Below are 22,320 nucleotides of genomic sequence, written 5' to 3' on the forward strand. Positions count from 1 at the left end.
TTCCTAGGGCCGGATGGTGATCGGGATGCCGTCGGGCACGATATCCCACAGCTGCTTTATCTCGGCGTTCGACAGCGCGATACAGCCGTCGGTCCAGTCGCGCGCAAAGGGCGGCCCCGGCCACGCGTTCGGCTGGCCGTGGATGAAGATGTCACGGCCGGGCGCGCGTCCCTTAGCCTTGGCGAAAGCGCGATCGGCGGCGTTCGGATAGGATATGCGCAGCGACAGATGATAGGCGCTCTTCGGGTTGCGACCGCTGATCCGGTACTTTCCCTCGGGTGTGCGCTCGTCGCCCTCGAACTGCTTGTGCCCTGTCGGCGCGTCGCCGAAGCGGATATTCCTGTAACGGACGATCTCGCGATTCCCGGCATAGGCGATCAGCACGCGCTCGCTCTTGTCGACGAGCAGCCGGTCGGCCTTGGCGCCCGCGGGCAGTGACGGCTGCGAACTCGCGGCGCCGCACGCGGCGAGAAGCAGGCAGGCGAGGGACGAGGCGCGGCGCATCGTGCGACCCTACGCCTTTGGCGCGGCCCGGCAAGAGGTTGCCAGTGCGGCGCCGGGGGCTAAAGTGAGCATTGGGGGGATCGACATCATGGCCATTTACCGTACGCCCGACGCGCGCTTCGAGGGGCTGCCCGACTGGCCCTATGCGCCGAAATATCTCGAGATCGAGGACGGCCTTCGCGTCCATTACGTCGATGAGGGCGCGGCCGATGCGCAGCCGGTGCTGATGCTGCATGGCGAGCCGACCTGGTCCTATCTCTGGCGCCATATGATCGGTCCCGCGACGGCGTCGGGTTTCCGCGTCGTCGCGCCCGACCTCATCGGTTTCGGCCGCTCGGACAAGCCGCTGGGCCGCGGCGCCTATAGCTATGCCGCGCAGGTCATGTGGATGCGGCAATGGATCGAGGCGCTCGACCTGCAAAATATCGTCCTCGCCTGTCAGGACTGGGGTTCGCTGATCGGCTTGCGACTGGTTGCCGAAATGCCCGAACGCTTCGCCGGGGTCGCGCTCTCGAACGGCGGGCTTCCCGAAGGCCAGCCTGCGCCGCGCGCCTTCGCGATCTGGCGCACTTTTTCGCGATACAGCCCCGTCTTCCCGATCGGCAAGATCGTCAAGGCGGGGGCGAAGCGCGAATTGAGCGCCGCCGAGATCGCCGCCTATGACGCGCCCTTTCCGACACGCGCGTCAAAGGTCGCGGCGCGCGTCTATCCGTCGTTCGTCCCGCTCGGCGACAATGTCGCGGTCCCCGACCAGAAACGCGCGTGGGCGGCGCTCGAAGCGTTCGACAAGCCGTTCCTCTGCTGCTTTTCCGACGGCGACCCGATCACGCGCGGCGGCGATACGTTGTTCACGGCGCGCGTTCCGGGAACCCACGGCATGACGCACCGCACGCTGAAGGGCGGCCACTTCATTCAGGAGGACGATCCCGCCGGCTTCGTCGCGGCGATCCGCGACGTCGCCGCCGCCAGCGTCAATCGCTGAACGGATCGCGGATCAGGATCGTGTCTTCGCGCTCGGGACTCGTCGACACGAGCGCGATCGGGGTTTCGATCAATTCCTGCACGCGCTGGATATATTTGATCGCCTGCGCGGGCAGGTCGGCATAGCTGCGCGCGCCCGCGGTCGATTCGTGCCAGCCGTCCATTTCCTCATAGATCGGCTCGACTTCGGCCTGATCGGCCGAATGCGCGGGGAAATAATCGAGGATTTTCCCGCGGAGGCGATAGCCGGTGCAGATGCGGATCGTGTCGAAGCCGTCGAGCACGTCGAGCTTGGTGAGCGCAATGCCGGTCACGCCTGACACCGCGCAGCTTTGCCGAACGAGCACGGCGTCGAACCAGCCGCAGCGGCGCTTGCGCCCGGTGACGGTGCCGAATTCGTGGCCGCGCTCGCCGAGCTTCTGGCCGATCTCGTCCTCAAGCTCGGTCGGGAAGGGGCCGCTACCGACGCGCGTCGTATAGGCCTTGGCGATCCCCAACACGAAGCCGACCGCGCCGGGGCCGAGGCCCGAGCCGCTGGCTGCGGTGCCGCTGACGGTGTTCGAGCTGGTGACGAAGGGATAGGTGCCGTGATCGACGTCGAGCAGCACGCCCTGCGCGCCCTCGAACAGGATGCGCGCGCCGGCCTTGCGGACCTTTTTCAGGCGCTTCCACACCGGCTGCGCATATTCGAGCACATAGTCGGCGATTTCGGTGAGGTCGGCGATCAGGCGTTCGCGGTCGATCGGCGGTTCGCCGAAGCCGGCGCGCAGCGCGTCGTGATGTGCGGTCAGGCGGTCGAGCTGCGGCTCCAGCTTGTCGAGGTGCGCGAGGTCGCAGACGCGGATCGCGCGGCGGCCGACCTTGTCCTCATAGGCGGGGCCGATGCCGCGCCCGGTGGTGCCGATCTTGCCCGCGCCCGCGGCGGTCTCGCGGAGGGCATCGAGGTCGCGGTGGAAGGGCAGGATCAGCGCGCAATTGTCGGCGATCGCGAAATTCTCGGGGTTGATCGCAACGCCTTGTTTGCGCAGCTTGGTGATCTCGTCGCGCAGCGCCCAGGGGTCGAGCACGACGCCATTGCCGATGATCGACAACGTCCCGGTAACGATGCCCGAGGGAAGCAGTGACAGCTTGTAGACCTGTTCGCCGACGACGAGCGTATGGCCGGCATTATGACCGCCCTGGAAGCGGACCACGGCGTCGGCGCGGCTGGCGAGCCAGTCGACGATCTTGCCCTTGCCCTCGTCGCCCCATTGCGACCCGATGACGGTAACATTTGCCATGACAATGTCCTGCTGTGCGGGGCCATCCTGACCCGGCGCGGCCTTAGCGGATTTGGCCGCAGAGGCAAGGGCAGTGGCACGGTTGCGTCGCTCTTTTTGGCAGGGTAGCGAGGCGAAAAGAAGGATGCCCGCGATGATCGACCCCGACGCCCCTTATCACGCCCATATCTATTTCGACGATGCCGAGCGCGCCGCCGCCACCGAACTGCGCGACGGGTTCAGCCACGACGCAGCGATTCTATTCGTCGGCGATATGACTGACGGCGCCGCGGGGCCGCACCCGATTGCGCAATATGAGGTGCATTTTCTGGGTGCAGCGGTTCCGGCGGTGGTTGCGACGATCGAGGCGACAGGGCTGCGCGCGCTCGTGCACCCGCTGACCGACGACGACCTTGCCGATCATACGACGCTGGCGCACTGGATCGGCGAGCCCGTCGAGCTCGACGTCACCGTGCTCGATCCGCCGGGCGTGAATCAAGGCATTCCGCGCTTTGGGATTTCGGATTTTTAGGCCTCGACCGGCCCGTCGGGACCGAGAATAAACCCGCAGCCGAGCGCGCGCGCACTGTCGCTGTCGGACAGTGCCGCGACCGTCTGCCAATCGTCGGCGCGCAAGCTCGCAGCCAGCACAGGATCGTGGCCGAGCGGCAGGAAGATGCGGCGGTCGGCATCGTCCTCGGCGCCGAGCCCGGCATCGATCAGCGGATCGGGATAGAGCGAAAAGCCCACGGCGGATTCTTCCTGTTCGCCGACGGGAATCGAATAGCCGCCGCCGCGGCCGACCGCATCTCCTTGTCCGGGAACGAAGATCTGGAAGCCGAACCAGCTTTGATAGGCGAAACCATGACGCTCGGTCGGGTCGAGGGTCAGTGTCACGCGGTCGCGGATCGGCGCGGCGATCGCTTCGAGCGCGTCGATGCGCGCGGTGAGGACGCCCGTGGTATCGAACGCGCGCAGGTCGGGGATCGCCTGATCGAACGGGCCGGTCGCGCGCAGCAGCGGCAGATAGGCTTCGGCCCCGAGGCGGGTCAGCGCGCCCGCGTCCTTGGCGTCGAGTTCGTCGCGGAGCTGTTGGATGTCGGCGTCGACAGGCAACGGCCCGTTCGCGAGCAAATCGACGACGTCGGGCAGGGTGAAATCGATCGTAACCGGGCCGATCCCCGCGGCTTCGAGCGCATCGATCGCGACGGTGACGATCTCGCGCGCCGCGGCGACGCTGTCGCTGCCGATCAGCTCGGCGCCGACCTGCAGCATCTCGCGCGCCGGGCGTAGCTGGCTCGCACGCAATTTGACGACCTGCCCGGCGTAGCAAAGGCGCAGCGGGCGCGGTGCCTTGGCGAGCAGCGAGGTTGCGATACGGCCGACCTGCCGCGTGATGTCGGGGCGCAGCGCGAGCGTGCGCTGCGACACCGGATCGGTGAAGCGGAGCAGGTCGCGCGTCGAACGCTCATCCTCGCCGCCGAGCGTCTCGCGGAATTCGGCGAGCGGCGGCGCGACGCGTCCATAACCATGCGCGCGCATCGCATCGACGAGCGCGCGGGTGACGCGCGACGCGGCCTCCGCCTGTCGGGGGAGGCGGTCGCGCAAACCTTCGGGCAGCAGGGCAGGGGCCTTGGTCATGCGTGCGGCCTTAGAACGGCGGGGGCCGGAGTCAATGACTCCCCTCCCACTTGTGGGAGGGGTCGGGGGAGGGCCCGTTTGGTCAGGACTGTGCTGACATGCCCTCCCCTAACCCCTCCCGCAAGCGGGAGGGGGACTAAAGTCAGAACTTCAAACCCTTCACCGTCTTCACGCCGGGAAGCTGGCACAGCTGCCACAGCAAAGGCTCGGGCATCGGCGAATCGAGCGACAGCAGCAGCACCGCTTCGCCGCCCGCAGCGCGGCGGCCGAGGTGGAAGGTGCCGATGTTGAGCCCCGCCTCGCCAAGCGCGGTGCCGATGCGGCCGATGAAGCCCGGGGCATCCTCGTTGACGATATAGAGCATATGGCCGTCGAGGTCGGCCTCGACCTTGATCCCGAACATCTCGACGAGGCGCGGGTCGCCGTTGCTGAACAAGGTGCCCGCGACCGAACGATCGCCCTGCTCGGTCGCCACGGTGACGCGGACGAGCGTGTGGTAATCGCCGTCGCGGTCGTGGCGAACCTCACGAACGTCGAGCCCGCGCTCGCGTGCGAGGTGCGGGGCGTTGACCATGTTCACGCTGTCCGAATAGCGCCGCATCAGGCCGGTGAGCACCGCGGCGGTGATCGGCTTGAGGTTGAGCTCGGCGGCGGCGCCCTCGACCTCGACCGAGATCGTCGTGAGGTTATCGTGCGCGAGCTGGCCCACGAGGCTGCCGAGCTTTTCGGCGAGGCTCATATAGGGGCGCAGCTTCGGCGCTTCCTCGGCCGAGAGGCTGGGGACGTTGAGCGCGTTGGTGATCCCGCCGGTGAGCAGATAATCCGACAGCTGCTCGGCGACCTGGATCGCGACATTGACCTGCGCTTCGTCGGTCGATGCGCCGAGGTGCGGCGTGCAGATGAAGTTCGGCGCGCTGAACAGCGGATGATCGGCCGCCGGCGGCTCCTGCGCGAACACATCGAGCGCGGCGCCCGCGACATGGCCGCTGTCGAGCGCGTCCTTGAGCGCTGCTTCATCGATCAGCCCGCCGCGCGCGCAATTGATGATCCGCACGCCCTTCTTCGCCTTCGCGATATTCTCGGCCGACAGGATGTTGCGCGTCTGGTCGGTCAGCGGCGTGTGCAGCGTGATGAAATCGGCCTTGGCGAGCAAGGTGTCGAGATCGGCCTTTTCGACGCCGAGCTCGATCGCGCGCTCAGGGGTCAGGAACGGATCGAAGGCGACGACCTTCATGCGGAGGCCCAGCGCGCGTTCGGCGACGATGCTGCCGATATTGCCGCAACCGATCAGGCCGAGCGTCTTCGAGGTCAGCTCGACGCCCATGAAGTCATTCTTCGGCCATTTGCCCGCTTGGGTTCCCGCGTTGGCTTCGGGAATCTGGCGCGCGAGCGCGAACATCATTGCGATCGCATGTTCGGCGGTGGTGATGCTGTTGCCGAACGGCGTGTTCATCACGATGACGCCCTTCTTCGACGCCTCCGGAATGTCGACATTGTCGACGCCGATACCGGCGCGGCCGACGACCTTCAGGTTCGTCGCGGCAGCGAGGACGTCGGCGGTCACCTTGGTGGCCGAACGGATCGCAAGGCCGTCATAGTCGCCGATCATCGCGATCAGCTCGTCCTTGGTCTTGCCGGTGATGACGTCGACGTCGATGCCGCGCTCTTTGAAGATCGCGGCGGCTTTGGGGTCCATTTTGTCGGAAATGAGAACTTTGGGAGCGGTCATGTCATTTTTCTCCGTCATCCCAGCGAAAGCTGGGATCGTTGGGAATGGGAATGATCGATAGCGGCCCAGCTTTCGCTGGGACGACGTCAAGCGTTGAGCGAGGCGTAAGCCCAGTCGAGCCACGGGCCGAGCGCTTCGATATCGGCGGTGTCGACGGTCGCGCCGCACCAGATGCGAAGGCCCGGAGGCGCGTCGCGATAACCCGCGATGTCGTATGCTGCGCCTTCGGCATCGAGCAGGCCCGCGAACTTCTTGATGAAGCCCTCGTCGGCACCCGCGACCGACAGGCAGACCGAGGTCTTCGAGCGGCTAGCGGGATCGGCGGCGAGATGGCTCAGCCACGCGCGTTCCTCGACGATCTTGTCGAGCGCCGCGGCATTCGCGTCGCTGCGCGCCTTCAGGCCGTCGAGACCGCCGAGCGATTTCGCCCATTCGAGCGCAAAGATTGCATCTTCGACCGCGAGCATCGACGGGGTGTTGATCGTCTCGCCCTTGAACACGCCTTCGGCGAGCGCGCCCTTCGAGACGAGGCGGAACACCTTCGGCAGCGGCCAGGCGGGGGTGTAATTTTCAAGCCGTTCGACCGCGCGCGGGCCGAGGATCAGCACGCCATGCCCGCCTTCACCGCCGAGTACTTTCTGCCAGCTGAAGGTCGCGACGTCGATCTTGTCCCACGGCAGGTCGTAAGCGAACACCGCGCTGGTTGCGTCGGCGAAGCTCAGGCCCCCGCGGTCGGCGGCGATCCAGTCGCCGTTCGGAACGCGGACGCCGCTCGTCGTGCCGTTCCAGGTGAAAAGCACATCGTTCGACCAGTCGACTTGGCCGAGGTCGGGAAGCTGGCCGTAATCGGCGCGGATGACGGTCGGATCGAGCTTGAGCTGCTTGGCCGCGTCGGTGACCCAGCCCTCACCGAAGCTCTCCCAAGCGAGCGTCGTGACGGGGCGGGCACCGAGCATCGTCCACATCGCCATCTCGAAGGCGCCGGTGTCGCTGCCCGGAACGATGCCGATGCGGTGCGTGTCGGGGAGCTGCAGCATCTCGCGCATCAGGTCGATGCAGTACTGCAGACGCGTCTTGCCGATCTTCGCACGATGCGAGCGGCCGAGCGATTCGGTGTTCAGTTTTTCAGGGGACCAGACCGGCGGCTTGGCGCAGGGTCCGGAAGAAAAATAGGGGCGCGCAGGGCGCAATACAGGCGTCGGCACTTCAGTCATTTTAGTCTCTCCTCGCAGAGAGCTCGCGCGGCGTTGGGACCGCGTGGCCCGGCGCCGCGTTTAGGGTGGAGCGCGCAACTGTCAAACAAATTGCACGGACCGGGCGAAATTTTCGACGAGTGGAGAAAAAGGTATACAGCTTGTTAACCATTTCGGCGGTATTTTGGCGTCATGGGGGTCCCTGCGTTCTTGAAGCTCCGGATATTGGTTGCCGCTAGTGCGGCGCTGGCACTGTCCGCCTGTTTCGGCGCCCCCGAGGCGATGAAGAACGGCGGCGGGAAACGCCCGACCGCGAGCAAGCCGAACCGCCCGCAAGCCGTCGGCACCCCCTCCTTCACCAGCGCCGAAGCACAGCAATGCGCGTTCGATCTCAAGCAGGCGGGCGTGCGCTTCACCCCGCTACCGAACGAGGATCATGGCGGCGGCTGCACCTCGATCGATTCGGTGAAGCTGCTCGATATCGGCACGCCGGTGTCGGGGCTCGGCGCGATGACCTGTCCGCTCGCGAAGAATTTCGCCGCATGGGTGCAATATGCGGTGAAACCCGCGGCGCGGAAATATCTGGGGCAGGAGGTCGTTAAGATCGAGACCTTCGGAACCTACAGCTGCCGCAACATTTATGGCGGCCGGTCGGGGCGGATGTCGCAGCACGCCTTTTCGAATGCGATCGACGTCTCGGGCTTCCTGCTCGCCGACGGCCGCCGCGTTATGCTCGACGGCGGATGGACCGGCGACAAATCGTCGCAGGAATTCCTCCGCGCGCTCCACAAATCGGGCTGCCGCCGCTTCGGGACCGTGCTCGGCCCCGATTACAACGCGGCGCATTATAATCATTTCCACTTCGACATGAGCGGCACCGGCTACTGCCGCTAAGCTTGGCAAAGTCGCGCGGAACGGCTAGCCGTCCGCCAATGGCAGAAGACAAACAACCCCATCGCTCGCGTTTCCACAAAGCCAAGGACGACGCGCAATTCGCCAAACAGGCGGTATCGACCCCGCAGACGCAAAGCCCGGCTTATCGGCTGGCGTTCCAGGACACCGAGTTCCTGCTGCGCGAAGATCTGCGTCCGGTGCGCTTCCAGCTCGAACTGCTCAAACCCGAACTGATGCTCGACGAAGCGAAGATCGAGTCGATGCTCGTCATCTATGGCTCGGCGCGCATTCCGTCGCCCGACGGCGCGCAGGCCGTGCTCGACGCGGCGCGTACGCCCGAGGAGCAGCGGATTGCCGAGCGGCTCGCGGCTAAGGCCAAATATTATGAGGAGGCGCGGGGACTCGCGCGGATCGCGAGCCAGGTGCCGCCCGACGAAAATGGCTGCCGCAACTTCGTCGTCTGTTCGGGCGGCGGGCCGTCGATCATGGAAGCCGCGAATCGCGGCGCCGACGACGTGGGCAAAGAATCGGTCGGGCTCAACATCGTGCTGCCGCACGAGCAGGCGCCGAACCGCTATGTTACCCCCGACCTCAGTTTCCAGTTCCACTATTTCGCGCTGCGCAAGATGCACTTCCTGCTCCGCGCGCGCGCCGTCTGTGTGTTCCCGGGCGGGTTCGGGACGTTCGACGAGACGTTCGAACTGCTCACGCTGATCCAGACCGGCAAGATCAAACCGATCCCGATCGTGCTGTTCAGCGAGGAATTCTGGACCCGCGTCGTCAATTTCGACGCGCTGGTGGAGGAGGGCGTGATCAGCCAGCGCGATCTGTCGCTGTTCCACTTCGTCGAAACCGCCGAAGAGGCGTGGAAGATCATCCAGGATTTCTACGGCAACGTGCAGAACCCGAATTGAGGGAATATTTCCTCCCTGTCGCGAAGCGATGGGGAGGGGGACCGCCCGCGAAGCCGGGGGGTGGAGGGGGCCGCAACGTCGCGTTTTGGCCCCTCCGTCAGCACTCCGCGCTGCCACCTCCCCATGACTTCGTCACAGGGAGGATCGAAATTATTTCGACTGTTCTTCGAGAAAGAGGATCAGCGCCTTGCGGTCCGCGGCGTCAATCACGCCGGCGAACGCCATGCGCGTGCCCGGAACATCTTTCATCGGGGCCGTGAGATAGGTGTTGAGCGCGGCCTCGTCCCAGACGCCGCCCTTTGCCTTCATCGCGCCCGAATAGGAAAAACCGGGCTTCGACGCGACCGCGGCGCCGACGACGCCGTGCAGGTTGGGGCCAATGCCGTTGTTGCCGCCCTTGTCGACCGTATGGCACGCGACGCAGCGGCGAAAGACCTGTTCACCCATCGCGGCGGTCGGGGCGACCGCGGGCGCCGGCGCTTCGACGCCGGGCTCGCCCGTCGCCGGCGCCTCGGACGGCGTCTCGCTCTTGCCGCAACCGGCGAGCGCCAGCGCGCCCGCCAGCAGGACGGGCGCGAGCCGCATTATTTCTTGGCTTCGGCCGGCGCGGGCGCAGCCGCGGCGTCAGCGGCCGGAGCGGCCGCGGCGCCTTCGGCTGCCGGTGCAGCGGCAGCGGTCTCGGCCGGAGCGGCGCCTTCCGCGGCTGCGGGCGCCGCTTCGGCGGCGGGCAGCGGCAGGTTCGAACCCTGGCTGTTCATATAGACGATCAGGTTCGCGCGATCTTCGGCGCTGCCGAGGCCGGCGAACGACATCTTCGTGCCGGGGGCATATTTACGCGGGCTGGTCAGCCATGCGTTCATGCCTTCGAAATCCCAATTGCCCGCAACGCCCTTCAGCGCCGCCGAATAGGCGAAGCCCGGGACATGGCCATGTGCCTTGCCGAGCGCACCGAACAGATTCGGGCCGATGCCGTTGGCGCCGCCCGAGTTGATCGTGTGGCATGCGGCGCATTTCGCGAACACCGCTTCGCCCTTCGCCGGATCGGCGGCGGCGAGCAGGTTGGCGAGCGGCACGGCCGATTCGCCGCCACCCGCGCCGGCTTCGGCGTCTTCGATCGGATAACCGGGCTTTTCGGGATTGTGGCTGGCAAACAACATGCTCGACCCGATGGTCAGGCCCAGCGCGCAAATGCCGGCAAACAGCACCCAGCCGGCAATAGTATTGTTGCGATTGTCCATGCGTAGCAGCCCCGTTAGCTGACGCCCGCTTGCCGGGCGCATATTTGATTTGGACGCTCCCTTACTGGTGCGGCGACGGCGGCGCAAGGGGATGAAATCGGGGAATGGCAACGGCGTGCGCGCCGGTTGCGCGGTCGCGGCGGGGCGGCTATGCGCCGCGGCTCCGGAGCACTTCCCGAAAAGTGGGAACCGGTTTTCGGACGAGAAGTGCTCCCCGACAAGGAATCGAGCAGCTTTCTCGCCGAGAAAGGTGCGAGCTTGGGAAGGCAATCATGGGCAGTTATTCGGCTTCGGCACAGCATCTGGTCGACGAAATGCGCAACGCGGCACTCGCCGAACCCGCGCGCGGGCTGGCATTCCAGGGCGCGCCGGGCGCGAACAGTGATCTTGCCGCGCGCGAATATGACCCGAACTCGCTGCCGATGCCCTGCTATGCGTTTCAGGACGCGATCGACGCGGTGCGCGACGGCCGCGTCGACCGCGCGATCATCCCGATCGAAAACAGCCTGCACGGCCGCGTCGCCGACATCCACTTCCTGCTCCCCGAATCCGGCTTGTCGATCGTCGGCGAGCATTTCCTGCCCATCCGCTACGGCCTGATGAGCCGCGACCTCGGCCCCGTCACGCGCGCGATGAGCCATGAGCAGGCGCTCGGCCAGTGCCGCCACTGGCTGCGCGCCAACAATATCGCGCCGGTCGCGCACAGCGATACCGCGGGCGCCGCGGCGTGGGTTGCCGACAGCGATGAGGTCGGGCTTGCCGCCCTCGCACCGCCGCACGCCGCCGAACTTTACGGGCTGACGCTCCACGGCACGGGGATGGAGGACGCCGATCACAACACGACGCGCTTCGTCATCCTCGCGCGCGAACCGCTGGCCGACGTTGCCGCGATCACCGGCCCGGTGATGACGACCTTCATGTTCGAGGTGAAGAATATTCCTGCCGCGCTCTACAAGGCGCTCGGCGGCTTTGCGACCAATGGCGTCAACATGACCAAGCTCGAAAGCTATCAGACCGGCGACAGCTTCGCCGCGACGCAATTCTACTGCGACATCGTCGGTGCGCCGGGCGACGAGCGGATCGACCGCGCGCTCGAGGAACTCGATTTCCAGACCAAGTCGCTGCGGTTGCTCGGCACCTACCCGCAGGCGCGGGCGCGCCGCTGATTCTGGCTATCCGCCGCGGCGGCGCAGCATCCGGGCGGTGGCTGACGTCTGGACGATGAACAGCGTCACAAGGATGCTAGAGACGACCAGCGCGAACAGGTCGAAGGCCGAGAAATTGGTGCCGTGGATGTCGCCGCCGCCGATGATCGGCATCGAAATCGTCATCGCCATCAGCATCAGGCGCAGCTCGGTCGGGCCGCCGGCCATATAGGACAGGCGGAATTCGCCGACGACCTTGGCGGCGATGAAGGTGTGGATCGACAGCAGGAAATAGCCGATCACCGCCATCAGCGCGACGTCGAGCCGCATATAGGGGCTCATCCCGATCGCGCTGATCATCAGCAAAGTCGCGAGTGCATCGACGCTATGGTCGACGAAATAACCGTAATTGGGGCGTTCGATACCGCGCCAGCGCGCGAGGCTGCCGTCGAGCGAATCGCCGAACCAGTTGACGATGTAGCCGAGGAGCGACAGCCCGAGCCATTCGCTGTCGAACCAGCTGAGCACATAGCCCGCGGCAACCAGCACCGCGCCGGCGAAACCGAGCGTGGTGAGCTGGTCGGGGGTCACCCAGCCCGGAAGGCGCGCGCATAACCAGTTGAGAAGACGGCGTTCGCTGCGCGCGAGGATATTCTGCTGGATGCGGACCGGCGCCTTGGCGACGGGTTCGAACTTGCTCATGAGAACCCTTTGTTGCCGGCTGTCACAAAAGTGCCGGCCGGATGTCATCGCGGCGTCATAGAGGCAAAGTCGGGTTTGCGAAAGGGCAGGGCGGTCAGTGCGCCGCGTGCGTGCGACGATCAGTCCCGCCAGGGACCGATTTCGCCGACATCGCCGACTGCGCGATAGCGTACCGCGTCGTCGACCCACGCAACCTCCCACATCGGCGCTGGGCGCGCCCATTCGCCGATCACGAACAGCGGCAGCTTGTTTGCGGCGACGAAAGCAAGATCATCGGGAGTGGGGCCTGGGATGGTCGTTTCGTACCGCTGGTGAATGCGGATGACCGCGAGCGTCGTCGCGGGCGGCCCCGGAAGCGACTGGCGCACGGGAAAGCCCATGCTCGCGGCGACGACCGGATAGCCCTTGTCGTCGCGGGCGATCAGCAACACCTTGTCGGCGTTCGCATAGGGCCTGCCGACCGCGCGGCCGACAACCTTGCGACCCGCAATCGCGGCAAATTCGCGCAAGTCGGTGTCGGCGACCGGCGACGGGCGCGCGGGCGCCGAAGCGGCCGCGGCTTCGGGAGGCGCGGGGGCGGGATCGGCGGCGAGCGCCGCGACGAACAGCAGCGAGGCGATCAATGCGCTTCGCCCCAGCTCTTGCCGATGCCGACCTCGACCTCGAGCGGAACCGAGAGCTGGAGCGCCGGTTCGGCGGCGCCCGACATCACCGCGCGGATCACCGCGCCTGCGGCTCCGGCCTTGTCCTCGGGCGCTTCGAACACGAGTTCGTCATGGACCTGGAGCAGCATGCGGACGTCGGAGAGCCCCGCGTCGGCAAGCGCCTTCGGCATCCGTGCCATCGCGCGCTTGATCAGGTCGGCGCTGGTGCCCTGGATCGGCGCGTTGATCGCGGCGCGCTCGCTGCCCGCGCGCTCATTCTGGTTCGCCGCCTTGATGCGCGGGAACCAGGTTTTGCGGCCGAACAAAGTCTCGGTGTAACCCTTGGCGCGCACGCCTTCGAGCGTGTCGGTGATATAGTCCGAGATACCCGGGAAGCGCTCGAAATAGCGCGCGATCAGCGCCTGCGCCTCGTCGGGCGTGACTTCGAGCCGCCCCGCAAGGCCCCAGCGCGAGATGCCATAGAGGATCGAGAAATTGACCGTCTTCGCCTTGCCGCGCGTGTCGCGGTTGACCTCGCCGAACAATTCGATCGCGGTCGCGCTGTGGATGTCGTCGCCCCGCGCAAAGGCTTCCTTGAGTTCGGGGACGTCGGCCATATGCGCCGCGAGCCTGAGCTCGATCTGGCTATAGTCGGCGGCGATCAGCACATGGCCGGGTGCGGCGATAAATGCGTCGCGGATCTGACGGCCGGTCTCGGTGCGGATCGGGATGTTCTGCAAATTCGGGTCGGTCGACGACAAGCGCCCGGTCTGCGCGCCGACGAGGCTGTAGCTCGTGTGGACACGCCCGGTCGTGGTGTTGATCTGCTGCTGCAGCGCGTCGGTATAGGTCGACTTCAGCTTCGCAAGCTGGCGCCATTCCAAAATCTTGCGCGCGATCGGCACCCCGTCGCGTTCCAATCGTTCGAGTTCGCTCTGGTCGGTCGACCAGTCGCCCGACTTGCCCTTGCGCCCGCCTTTGAGGCCGAGCTTGTCGAACAGGATTTCGCCGAGCTGCTTGGGGCTGCCGATCGCGAAGGGCTGGCCGGCGAGCCCGTGGATCTCGCCCTCGATGCGCAGCATCTCGTTGGCGAACTCGCCCGACAGGCGCGCGAGATATTCGCGGTCGACCCTGATCCCCGCGCGCTCCATCCCCTCGACGATCGAGGCGAGCGGGCGGTCGACCATCTCGTAGACGCGAGTCCCGCCCTCGACCGGCAGGCGCAGCTTGAGCAATTTCCAGAGGCGCAGCGCGACGTCGGCATCCTCGGCGGCATATTCGGTCGCGCGGTCGAGCTGCACTTCGGCGAAGCTGATCTGCGATTTGCCTGTGCCGCACATTTCCTTGAAGGTCAGGCAGGTGTGGTCGAGGTGGAGCTTCGCCAACTCGTCGAGCCCGTGCTGATGCTTGCCCGCGTCGAGCGCGAAGCTCATCACCAGCGTGTCGTCGTACGGCGCGACGGTGATGCCGTGCTGCGCCAGCACGCCGATGTCGTATTTCAGATTATGCCCGACCTTCAACACCGCATCGTCGGCGAACAGCGCGTGCAGCCGCCCGATCGCGACGTCCATCGCGATCTGCTCGGGCTTTTCGGCGAACATGTCGGTGCCACCATGGCCGAGCGGGATATAGCAGGCACGGCCGGGGGCGGTCGCCATGCTGACCCCGACGAGGCGGCCGGTGACGCTGTCGAGGCTCGCGGTTTCGGTGTCGACCCCGACGACATGCGCGGCGCGCGCTTCGGCTATCCAGCGGTCGAGCGCTTCGACGGTGGTGACACATTCATAAACCGACCGGTCGATGGGCGGCATCGCGGGTAGCGCCGGCGTCGACGGACCGGCGGGCGCGGCAACCGGCGCGGCGCTCGCGCGCGGGAAGGTCGGTGGACCGCCCGGTGTCGCGCCGAGGTCGAGCTTCGCCGACAGCGAGCGAAAGCCATGTTCGTCGAGGAAGGTCTTGAGCGGCAGCGGCGGGATCGCGCCGAGCTTCAGCGTATCGAGCGCGTCGGGCAGCGCAACATCGCGCTTCAGGTCGACGAGGATGCGCGACAGTTCGGCCATGCCGCGATGCTCGATCAGATTGTCGCGCAGCTTCGACGCCTTCATGCCCGCGGCGCCGTCGAGCGCGGCGGTGAGGTTGCCATATTCCTGGATCAGCTTGGTCGCGGTCTTCGGCCCGACCCCGCGCACGCCGGGAACATTGTCGACGCTGTCGCCCATCAGCGCGAGGACGTCGCCGACGAGATCGGGGGTGACGCCGAACTTCTCGTTCACCGCTTCGAGTCCGAGCCGGACATTCTTCATCGTGTCGAGCATGTCGACCTGCGGGCCCTCGGCGGGTTCACGGATCAGCTGCATCAGATCCTTGTCCGACGACACGATCGTCACGTCCCAGCCTTCGCGCACCGCCGCTTCGGCATAGGACGCGATCAGGTCGTCGGCCTCGAAACCCTCCATCTCGATGCACGGCAGCGAGAAAGCGCGCGTCGCGTCACGGATCAGCGGGAATTGCGGGCGCAGATCCTCGGGCGGCTCGGGCCGGTTCGCTTTGTACTGATCGTAAATCTCGTTGCGGAACGATTGGCTGCTATGATCGAGGATCACCGCAAGGTGCGTCGGCCCGTCGGCGTCGTGCAGATCCTTGGCGAGTTTCCACAGCATCGTTGTGTAGCCATAGACCGCACCGACGGGCACCCCTTTGGGGTTCGTCAGCGGCGGCAGGCGGTGATAGGCGCGGAAGATGTAGCTGGAGCCATCGACCAGATAGAGATGATTCTTGTCCGACATGGTGCGGATGTAGCAGGGGAGGTGCGAGCGGCCTAGGGCGCTGTTCCCGCTTTCTTCCTCATGCACGTGTGGAGCCGAAAGGTTATTTCGCGGCTCGAGGTTCATGTCGGCTTCGGGTCGGCGCAAGGACCGCGTGATATTCCAAAGTTCAGTAAAGTTCAGCCCTGTGCGCGTCCCGATTGGACATCGTCGCGGCTGGACGCACGCGGCCGTGGTCGCACCGCCAAGCCGGGCAGCGATCGCTTTTATCCACCAAATGAAAGAGCCGGACGAAGGCTGACACAGCGGGATAATGTAGGAAAGGCCTATTTAAAGGCGATGCCTGCTTTGGGGTGGGAAGCGGTCATTTCGGATCCGATCTGGACCTGAGACACGCACGACCTGCGCAAACGGGATTTCTTGTCCGCGCGAATCTTGACAAAAGATTAGAGGGCCGGAATGCTAAATTCGATGCATAAATACTGGATGCCACTTTGTATCACGGCTTTTCCCCTGATGGGCCAACCCGTTCACGCGAATGAGATTGGCGTGCCGGTTGGTGCCGCTGAGCTTAACGGCATTCTGGACAACGGCATCGGTGGACGCACCATTCCACCTGAAAAACGTGCCGATCTCAGTACTTGTAATGGCGCTGAGGAAGCCGGTTTAGTACGCGCTATCAACACTTGCTGGCCGGTTCTTGAAACCTATCGCCTTTACACCCTGCTCCGGCCTGCGGGCGAAGCTTGGAAAGCACTACCGGCGGCAAGGCAACGTGTTGATACGCCAGAGGCGCGAAACCTATCCCAAGCTATCCAATCGGTAATATCGAGCGCGGAAGGTCGCGCATATCCAGCTCAGGACATGCCACTGATAACCGCATACATTTTGAAGGCCACCTTATCCGTCAGCCTTGGCGATGCTGAAGGCAGTTTGGTGGAATTGACGAAGGCGCGTGATATCGTGGCCACAAGCCGTATCGAGGGATTCTCCACCAACACCAGTTACCTTCGTATTATCGATAGGCTGACGGCCGCAGTGGAGAAGGAACTAGGTCGATAGGGCGCGTTATAGACGTCCGCAATTGGTCGAAACCGGTCTTCCGGCCTTCCTAGCGGTAGTCGATCGCCAGTTTCCCTGCCGCGGCGACCGCTGCGGCGCGGGCGTCGTCGGTCGCGCCGCCCGCGACGCGGGCGAGCGCGACCCCCATGCGGCGATAGGGCCGGGTGACCGGCTTGCCAAAGATGCGCGCGTCGACCGATGTCTCGGCGTTCGGCGCCGCAAGCGCGTCGGCAAGCCCGGTGATCGCGAAATCGGCCGCATCGCGGTCGGCGAGCAACACCGCGCTCGCGCTCGCGTCGGGCACCGCGACCGTGGGAATCGGCAGGCCGAGGATCGCGCGCGCGTGCAGGTCGAATTCGGACAGCGACTGCGAGATCAGCGTGACCATGCCGGTGTCGTGCGGGCGCGGCGAGAGTTCGGAGAAGATGACCTCGTCGCCCTTCACGAAATATTCGACACCGAAGATGCCGTGGCCGCCGAGCGCATCGACGACTTTCGTCGCCATCTCCTGCGCCGCGGCGAGCGCCGCATCGGACATCGCGGCGGGCTGCCAGCTTTCGCGATAATCGCCGCGTTCCTGGCGGTGGCCGATCGGCGGACAGAAGGCGACGCCGTCCTTGTGGCGGACGGTCAGCAGGGTGATCTCGTAATCGAAGTCGATAAATGCCTCGGCAATCACGCGCAGCCGGTCGCCGCGCATGCCCGCGGCGGCATAATCCCACGCCGCGTCGATGCCGCCCGCGTCCTTGACCGTGCTCTGGCCCTTGCCCGACGACGACATTACGGGTTTGACGACAAGCGGGAAGCCGATGCGTTCGGCCGCCGCGACCAGTTCCTCGCGGCTCGTCGCATATTCGAAGGTCGAGGTTTTGAGGCCGAGTTCGCTCGCGGCGAGGTCGCGGATCGCGTCGCGGTTCATCGTCAGCTGCGCCGCGCGCGCCGAGGGAACGACATGGAAACCCTCGGCTTCGACCTCGGCGAGGATTTCGGTGCGGATCGCCTCGACCTCGGGCACGATATGGTCGGGCTGATGCTTTTCGATAGTGGCGCGCAGCGCGTCGCCGTCGAGCATCGAAAACACCTCGTAGCCATCGGCAACCTGCATCGCGGGCGCGCCTTCATAGCTGTCGCACGCGATGACGCGGCATCCGAGCCGCTTCGCCGAAATCACGAATTCGCGGCCGAGTTCGCCCGAACCGAGGAGGAGGATGGTGGCGGTGGGGGTCATGCAAAAACTTTCCATCGACGTTGGGCGCAAGATTCGGGACGCATCGCTGCGCGGCCTCCGCCATATGGATTTCAGCATCAAAGTGCGACAGCGAATGACATCCAAAGGAACAACCCGTGACCCATTATTCCAAAACCATCTGGTCGCCGGTCGGCGAATTGACCCTCGTCGCCGATGACCGCGGACTCGCCGCCATCTTGTGGGAAAATGACAAGCCCGACCGTGTCCGGCTCGGCGCATTGACCGAAAAGGCCGACCATCCGGTCTTGCTCGAAACCGAGCGGCAGCTCGCGCAATATTTCGCCGGGACACGCCGCACCTTCGACGTGCCGCTATCGTTCGCCGGCACCGATTTCCAGAAGCGCGTCTGGGCCGCGCTGCTCGCTATCCCGTTCGGCGAGACGCGCAGCTATGGCGAGATCGCGGACCAGCTCGGCGCCCCCGGCGCATCGCGCGCGGTCGGCGCCGCCAATGGCCGCAACCCCATCTCGATCATCGCGCCATGCCACCGCGTCGTCGGATCGACCGGCAAGCTGACCGGTTTCGCCGGCGGGCTTGAGGCAAAGGCGTTCCTGCTCGATCTCGAACGAGCGGCCTAAAGATCGAGCGTGCGGATTTCGGGGATGAGCTTCCACCACAGCAATGCCCCCAGCAGCGACAACGCGGCGGCGGCCGCAAAGGCATAGCCATAGCCGCCAAGATAATCGACGATCAGCCCGGTGACGATCGGGCCGACGATGCCCGAAATATTGCCGAGCGCATTCTGCACCCCCATCCAGCTGCCCGCCGCGCGCGGCCCCGCGAAAATCTGCCCGACGGCGAAGATATTTGTGGCGATCAGCCCGGCACCGAAGCCCGCGACCGCCAGCCACAGCGCGAGCATCGCATAGCCATCCGCGACTGCGATGCCGGCGGTCGCCGTGCCGATGGCGAGCTGCCCCGCGATCATCAGCCAGCGGCGCACCTCACCCTCATTGGCTCCCTTCGCGACCATGCGGTCGGACAGCCAGCCGCCCGCGAGCGCGACGACACCTTGCGTCGTGAAGCTCAGCGTTGTCAGCGCGGTCATCTCGCCGATCGAATAACCGCGCGTGTTGACGAGGTAGAGCGGCAGCCACGCAAGCAGGAAATAAAAGCCGTAGTTCGACAGGAAATGGACGGCGCTCATCTTCCACAGCGCCGGCACGCGAAGCAGGCGGCGGATCGATACCCGCTCGCTCGCGGGCACTGTGACCGCGCGTGCCCGCATCGACGCCGCGGCGAATTGCCAGGGGATGAGCCACAGCAAAGTCACCGCGCCGAAAATCCAGAAGACCGGCCGCCAGCCCCATTCGCCGAGGATCGCGCCGCCCGCGAGCACGCCGATGGCAGGGCCGAATGCGATCGCTGCGGACACCGACGCGTTCGCGATGCCGCGCCGCTCGACCGGCACTTCGGCAGCGAAAATCTTGCTGCTGCCCGGAAAGGCGATACTCTCGCCCAACCCGAGGAACAGCCGCAGGATGATCAGAGATATCAGTCCGCCCGCGAAACCGGTGAGCGCGGTGCTGATCGCCCAGATCGCGACACCGAGCGCAAAGACGCGGTAGACACAGAAGCGGTCGCAAAGCCAGCCGACAAACAGGCAGGCGGGGGCATAGACCCAGAAAAAGGCCGAGACCGCGAGGCCGAACCCCGTCGCCGACAGCCCCAGCTCTTCCTTCATCAGCGGCGCGGCGACGCCGATCGCGCCGCGATCGACATAGTTGAGCAGGACCGAAAGCGCGATCAGGACGACGATCCACGTCACCCGTTTCCCGCCAGCCCGGCCTTCGATCGATTGTGTCGCCATAGTCAAGCGCTCCCCTGCCCGGGGGCAGGGCTACCAGATGGGCGGTCGCGCGCCAGCGAAAATTCGTCGCACGTTTGTTCAACGCGTTCGCCGGCCGGCCCGCTATTCTTCCCGCAACATTACGGGAGAAAGCATATGACCGCCACCGCACAAATCGAACGCCCCCTTTCCGTTGCCGCGCTGTTCGACCGCTATCATGTCGGCTGGGAAACGAAGGATCCCGACCTGATCGCTTCGCTCCATTCGGACGACACGGTCTTCGCGCTCCACGACGGCACCGAGCCTGTGACGGGACGCGAGCGGCTGCGCGAGCATTGCCGGCAATTGTTCGCGACCTTCGATTTCACGCAGGAAATGGGACGGCGGCTCTACGGCGACGACCATTGGGTGTTCGAATGGACGATGCTGCTTGCGCTCACCGAACCGGGCGGCGCGCCTTTTGTTGCGCGCGTCGGGATGCTCGACGTCGTCACGCTGAACGATGCGGGCGAGGTGGTGCGCAAGGATGTCTATCCGAACGGGCGCGAGATGCACGGCGCCTTCGTGCGCGCCGGGATCGACCGTTAGCGGCGCCGCTTGCGCCCGGCGCCCGACCGGCAGATAGTTACCGCGATGTCCGACCCGTTCTCCCCGTTCCGGAACGCGCTGCTGCCGGTCGACGCGCCGCTTGCGCCGCACGCCAATCCGGTGACCGGGATATTGATCGGGCGCGGCGGTCCGCTCCGGCTGACGCTGGACGGTGAGACGGTCGAGGGCGACATGCTACTGATCCGCCCCGGCGTCGTGCATGGCATCGCCTTGCCCGCGCGCGGCGCCGACATCCTCTATCTCGATGGTCTCGCCTTTCCGTTCGACGTTCCGCTGGCGCGCGCGCTCGACGGGAAGCTGGCTGAATTAGCGGGCACAGTGCTCGATGGCGCGAGCGATGCCGCCGACGAGCTGCGCGCGCGGTTGACCGTCGCTGCCGCTCCGCCGTTGCCGCGCGTCGCCGATGCCGTGCGCGCGATCTACGCCGACCCGATGCGGCGGATGCCGCAGGACGAGCTGGCGCAGCGGCTCGGCATGGAACGCACGCGGGCGTTGCGCCTTTTCCGGGCGGCAACCGGGCAGGGCTTTCGCGAATTCAAGCGCTGGTCGGCGATGCAATTTGCCGCGCAGCAGATGAAGCAGGGCGTGCTCGTTCGCACCGCGGCGATGGACGCGGGCTTTGCCGACACCGCGCATCTGTCGCGCGCCTTTCGCGAAACCTTCGGCGTGACGCCCAGCGCGGCGATAAGCGCGCTCCCCTCATAGGAGGGTCAGGCGGGCCAGCGGTCGGTGTCGTGGTCCGGATGCTGGTGGTTGCTCGCCTTGATCGCGCCGACAAGGTCGCTCATCACTTCCTCGGTGGTGCCCTCGGCCTTGATCGGCAGGTCCTCGAATAGCGACAGCTGGCCTTCGGTTCCGAACTGGACTTGCGGCGGGAACGCCGACGGATCGTCGAACGACCCGGTCGTCAGATTGATATGCTTGCTCCCGGCATAATCATAGGTCAGCGGCGTTCCGCAATTGCGGCAGAAGCCGCGCGCCGCCTTGTCCGAACTTTTGAAGGTCGCGGGCGCGCCGCGCGTCCAGGTGATCGCGTCGCGCGGCACGCCGATCAGCGCGATGAAGAAATTGCCCGCCGCCTTCTGACACATGCGGCAATGACAGATGTGCGACGTGTCGAGCACCGCGGTGACATGATAGCGCACCGCGCCGCACTGGCAGCCGCCCGACGCTTCGGTTTCGATCCTGTCCATGGTGCCTTGCTATCAATGCTGGCGGGCACTCACAATCGCGCAGGCGGGGAAGCGGTGCGCGGCGATGACGCGCCGTGCACCGCTCCATCAGGCACCGTAGCGCTCGATCACCTCGGCGAGCGGGACGTGGCCGAGGCAGAGGCCGCTGTCGGGCGCCGTCTCACCGCTTTCGAGCGCGGTGGCGTAGGCGACGGCCGGATCGGCCTCCAGCCTTGCGCGCAGCGCCGCGAGCTTCGGCCAGCGAACGGGCTCGGCGACCTCGTGAAACTCCAGCCAGCGCGCGACCCCGATGAACAGCGCGTCGGCCAGCGTCGGCCGGTCGCCGACCAGATAGGGGCCGTCGCCGACCATTTCCTCCAGCCGGTCGTGGCGCCCGATCACCGCTTCCTTGCCCCATTCGCGGAGCGACGCTTGCAGCGCGGGGCGCGGTGGGTCCATTTCGAGTGCGACCCACAGCGGGGTGAAAGACCCCGTGAAACCCGTGTTGATGAACGCCATGACCTGCCGCATCCGGTCGCCCTCGGGCGACAGCGGATCAGGGCTGATCCGCCGTTCGTCGTCGCGCGCTGCGAGCCAGTGGGCGATCGCCATCGTTTCGGTCAGCACATTGCCCTGGTCGGTGATCAGCGCCGGGGTCTCGTGCCGCGCGTTGATGCGGGCATAGGCAGGCTCGCGCATTTCGCCGAGCATGTCGACGCGGCACAGGCGATAGGGCTTGCCGAGCCATTCGAGAGCCGCGACGAGGCCCATGGAACTTCCCAGTGGGAAGCCATAGATAAGGATCGGTTCCAATGTATTGCTCCATCTTC

At 65.8% G+C, this 22,320-nt stretch carries 23 protein-coding genes; 9 read left to right on the forward strand and 14 right to left on the reverse strand.

Annotated features, from left to right (window positions below):
• Positions 1–3: 3 nt before the first annotated feature.
• Positions 4–504 (reverse strand): L,D-transpeptidase family protein, encoded by a 501-nt coding sequence (locus ACTJI5_RS19090; RefSeq protein WP_440861415.1) that lies wholly within the window; start codon positions 502–504, stop codon positions 4–6.
• Positions 505–592: 88 nt separating this feature from the next.
• On the opposite strand from ACTJI5_RS19090, the gene ACTJI5_RS19095 reads away from it, so the two are divergent.
• Positions 593–1,486 carry a haloalkane dehalogenase gene (locus tag ACTJI5_RS19095; protein ID WP_440861416.1) on the forward strand — a complete coding sequence of 298 codons (894 nt, stop codon included), beginning with the start codon at positions 593–595 and terminating at the stop codon, positions 1,484–1,486.
• Here ACTJI5_RS19095 and ACTJI5_RS19100 read toward each other — a convergent pair.
• Positions 1,476–2,765, reverse strand: a complete 1,290-nt coding sequence (locus ACTJI5_RS19100) for an adenylosuccinate synthase (protein ID WP_440861417.1) — start codon at positions 2,763–2,765, stop codon at positions 1,476–1,478. The two genes, ACTJI5_RS19095 and ACTJI5_RS19100, sit on opposite strands and share 11 nt — an antisense overlap.
• Positions 2,766–2,898: 133 nt before the next feature.
• On the opposite strand from ACTJI5_RS19100, the gene ACTJI5_RS19105 reads away from it, so the two are divergent.
• The gene (locus ACTJI5_RS19105) at positions 2,899–3,276 is read left to right on the forward strand and encodes a DOPA 4,5-dioxygenase family protein (protein WP_058536985.1); all 378 of its coding nucleotides are present in this window, start codon (positions 2,899–2,901) and stop codon (positions 3,274–3,276) included.
• On the opposite strand, the gene ACTJI5_RS19110 is transcribed toward ACTJI5_RS19105, so the two are convergent.
• The 3 genes from ACTJI5_RS19110 to ACTJI5_RS19120 all read right to left on the reverse strand — a co-directional run bounded on the left by ACTJI5_RS19110 (position 3,273) and on the right by ACTJI5_RS19120 (position 7,328).
• Positions 3,273–4,385 (reverse strand): ATP phosphoribosyltransferase regulatory subunit, encoded by a 1,113-nt coding sequence (locus tag ACTJI5_RS19110; protein ID WP_440861418.1) that lies wholly within the window; start codon positions 4,383–4,385, stop codon positions 3,273–3,275. The genes ACTJI5_RS19105 and ACTJI5_RS19110 overlap by 4 nt on opposite strands.
• 142 nt (positions 4,386–4,527) lie before the next feature.
• Positions 4,528–6,114 (reverse strand): phosphoglycerate dehydrogenase, encoded by a 1,587-nt coding sequence (gene serA / locus ACTJI5_RS19115; RefSeq protein WP_058536688.1) that lies wholly within the window; start codon positions 6,112–6,114, stop codon positions 4,528–4,530.
• Positions 6,115–6,200: 86 nt separating this feature from the next.
• A complete protein-coding gene (locus tag ACTJI5_RS19120; protein WP_440861419.1) occupies positions 6,201–7,328 on the reverse strand; it encodes a phosphoserine transaminase in 1,128 nt (375 codons plus the stop codon).
• A gap of 171 nt (positions 7,329–7,499) precedes the next feature.
• Here ACTJI5_RS19120 and ACTJI5_RS19125 point away from each other — a divergent pair, with 171 nt between their 5' ends.
• Positions 7,500–8,201, forward strand: coding sequence for an extensin family protein (locus ACTJI5_RS19125; protein WP_439512942.1), 702 nt, complete (start codon positions 7,500–7,502; stop codon positions 8,199–8,201).
• Between the two features lie 38 nt (positions 8,202–8,239).
• Positions 8,240–9,115, forward strand: a complete 876-nt coding sequence (locus ACTJI5_RS19130; RefSeq protein WP_058536685.1) for an LOG family protein — start codon at positions 8,240–8,242, stop codon at positions 9,113–9,115.
• A 150-nt stretch (positions 9,116–9,265) separates the two neighbouring features.
• Here ACTJI5_RS19130 and ACTJI5_RS19135 read toward each other — a convergent pair whose 3' ends face one another.
• Positions 9,266–9,700, reverse strand: a complete 435-nt coding sequence (locus ACTJI5_RS19135) for a c-type cytochrome (protein WP_440861420.1) — start codon at positions 9,698–9,700, stop codon at positions 9,266–9,268.
• Positions 9,700–10,353 (reverse strand): c-type cytochrome, encoded by a 654-nt coding sequence (locus ACTJI5_RS19140; protein WP_440861421.1) that lies wholly within the window; start codon positions 10,351–10,353, stop codon positions 9,700–9,702. The genes ACTJI5_RS19135 and ACTJI5_RS19140 overlap by 1 nt, the downstream gene beginning before the upstream one ends.
• Before the next feature lie 272 nt (positions 10,354–10,625).
• Between ACTJI5_RS19140 and ACTJI5_RS19145 the strand changes: the two genes are divergently transcribed.
• A complete protein-coding gene (locus ACTJI5_RS19145) occupies positions 10,626–11,519 on the forward strand; it encodes a prephenate dehydratase (protein WP_058536682.1) in 894 nt (297 codons plus the stop codon).
• Between the two features lie 6 nt (positions 11,520–11,525).
• On the opposite strand, the gene ACTJI5_RS19150 is transcribed toward ACTJI5_RS19145, so the two are convergent.
• The 3 genes from ACTJI5_RS19150 to polA form a co-directional block, all read right to left on the reverse strand.
• Positions 11,526–12,200 carry a CDP-alcohol phosphatidyltransferase family protein gene (locus ACTJI5_RS19150; protein WP_431561944.1) on the reverse strand — a complete coding sequence of 225 codons (675 nt, stop codon included), beginning with the start codon at positions 12,198–12,200 and terminating at the stop codon, positions 11,526–11,528.
• Between the two features lie 119 nt (positions 12,201–12,319).
• Positions 12,320–12,823: a hypothetical protein gene (locus ACTJI5_RS19155; protein ID WP_440861422.1), complete on the reverse strand. Its 504-nt coding sequence runs from the start codon at positions 12,821–12,823 to the stop codon at positions 12,320–12,322.
• Entirely contained in the window at positions 12,820–15,630 is a 2,811-nt protein-coding gene (gene polA / locus ACTJI5_RS19160) for a DNA polymerase I (RefSeq protein ID WP_440861423.1), read from the reverse strand. Before polA ends, ACTJI5_RS19155 begins: the two co-directional genes overlap by 4 nt.
• A gap of 450 nt (positions 15,631–16,080) precedes the next feature.
• Between polA and ACTJI5_RS19165 the strand changes: the two genes are divergently transcribed.
• On the forward strand, positions 16,081–16,671 hold the full coding sequence (locus ACTJI5_RS19165; protein ID WP_440861424.1) for a hypothetical protein: 591 nt from the start codon (positions 16,081–16,083) through the stop codon (positions 16,669–16,671).
• 49 nt (positions 16,672–16,720) lie between these two features.
• On the opposite strand, the gene purT is transcribed toward ACTJI5_RS19165, so the two are convergent.
• On the reverse strand, positions 16,721–17,899 hold the full coding sequence (gene purT, locus ACTJI5_RS19170; RefSeq protein ID WP_440861425.1) for a formate-dependent phosphoribosylglycinamide formyltransferase: 1,179 nt from the start codon (positions 17,897–17,899) through the stop codon (positions 16,721–16,723).
• Positions 17,900–18,015: 116 nt separating this feature from the next.
• Between purT and ACTJI5_RS19175 the strand changes: the two genes are divergently transcribed.
• Positions 18,016–18,498, forward strand: coding sequence for a methylated-DNA--[protein]-cysteine S-methyltransferase (locus tag ACTJI5_RS19175; protein ID WP_058536677.1), 483 nt, complete (start codon positions 18,016–18,018; stop codon positions 18,496–18,498).
• Here the strand turns inward: ACTJI5_RS19175 and ACTJI5_RS19180 are convergent.
• Positions 18,495–19,730: an MFS transporter gene (locus ACTJI5_RS19180; protein WP_440861426.1), complete on the reverse strand. Its 1,236-nt coding sequence runs from the start codon at positions 19,728–19,730 to the stop codon at positions 18,495–18,497. The two genes, ACTJI5_RS19175 and ACTJI5_RS19180, sit on opposite strands and share 4 nt — an antisense overlap.
• 135 nt (positions 19,731–19,865) lie before the next feature.
• Between ACTJI5_RS19180 and ACTJI5_RS19185 the strand changes: the two genes are divergently transcribed.
• Together ACTJI5_RS19185 and ACTJI5_RS19190 are read left to right on the forward strand one after the other, a co-directional pair.
• Positions 19,866–20,297, forward strand: a complete 432-nt coding sequence (locus ACTJI5_RS19185; RefSeq protein WP_440861427.1) for a YybH family protein — start codon at positions 19,866–19,868, stop codon at positions 20,295–20,297.
• A gap of 45 nt (positions 20,298–20,342) precedes the next feature.
• Positions 20,343–21,023 carry an AraC family transcriptional regulator gene (locus tag ACTJI5_RS19190; protein ID WP_440861428.1) on the forward strand — a complete coding sequence of 227 codons (681 nt, stop codon included), beginning with the start codon at positions 20,343–20,345 and terminating at the stop codon, positions 21,021–21,023.
• Between the two features lie 5 nt (positions 21,024–21,028).
• On the opposite strand, the gene ACTJI5_RS19195 is transcribed toward ACTJI5_RS19190, so the two are convergent.
• Together ACTJI5_RS19195 and ACTJI5_RS19200 are read right to left on the reverse strand one after the other, a co-directional pair.
• A complete protein-coding gene (locus ACTJI5_RS19195) occupies positions 21,029–21,511 on the reverse strand; it encodes a GFA family protein (RefSeq protein WP_440861429.1) in 483 nt (160 codons plus the stop codon).
• Positions 21,512–21,598: 87 nt separating this feature from the next.
• The gene (locus ACTJI5_RS19200) at positions 21,599–22,303 is read right to left on the reverse strand and encodes a glutathione S-transferase family protein (RefSeq protein WP_440861430.1); all 705 of its coding nucleotides are present in this window, start codon (positions 22,301–22,303) and stop codon (positions 21,599–21,601) included.
• Positions 22,304–22,320 lie beyond the last annotated feature (17 nt).

The organism is Sphingopyxis sp. 22461 (assembly GCF_052044915.1).
Taxonomy (GTDB): domain Bacteria; phylum Pseudomonadota; class Alphaproteobacteria; order Sphingomonadales; family Sphingomonadaceae; genus Sphingopyxis.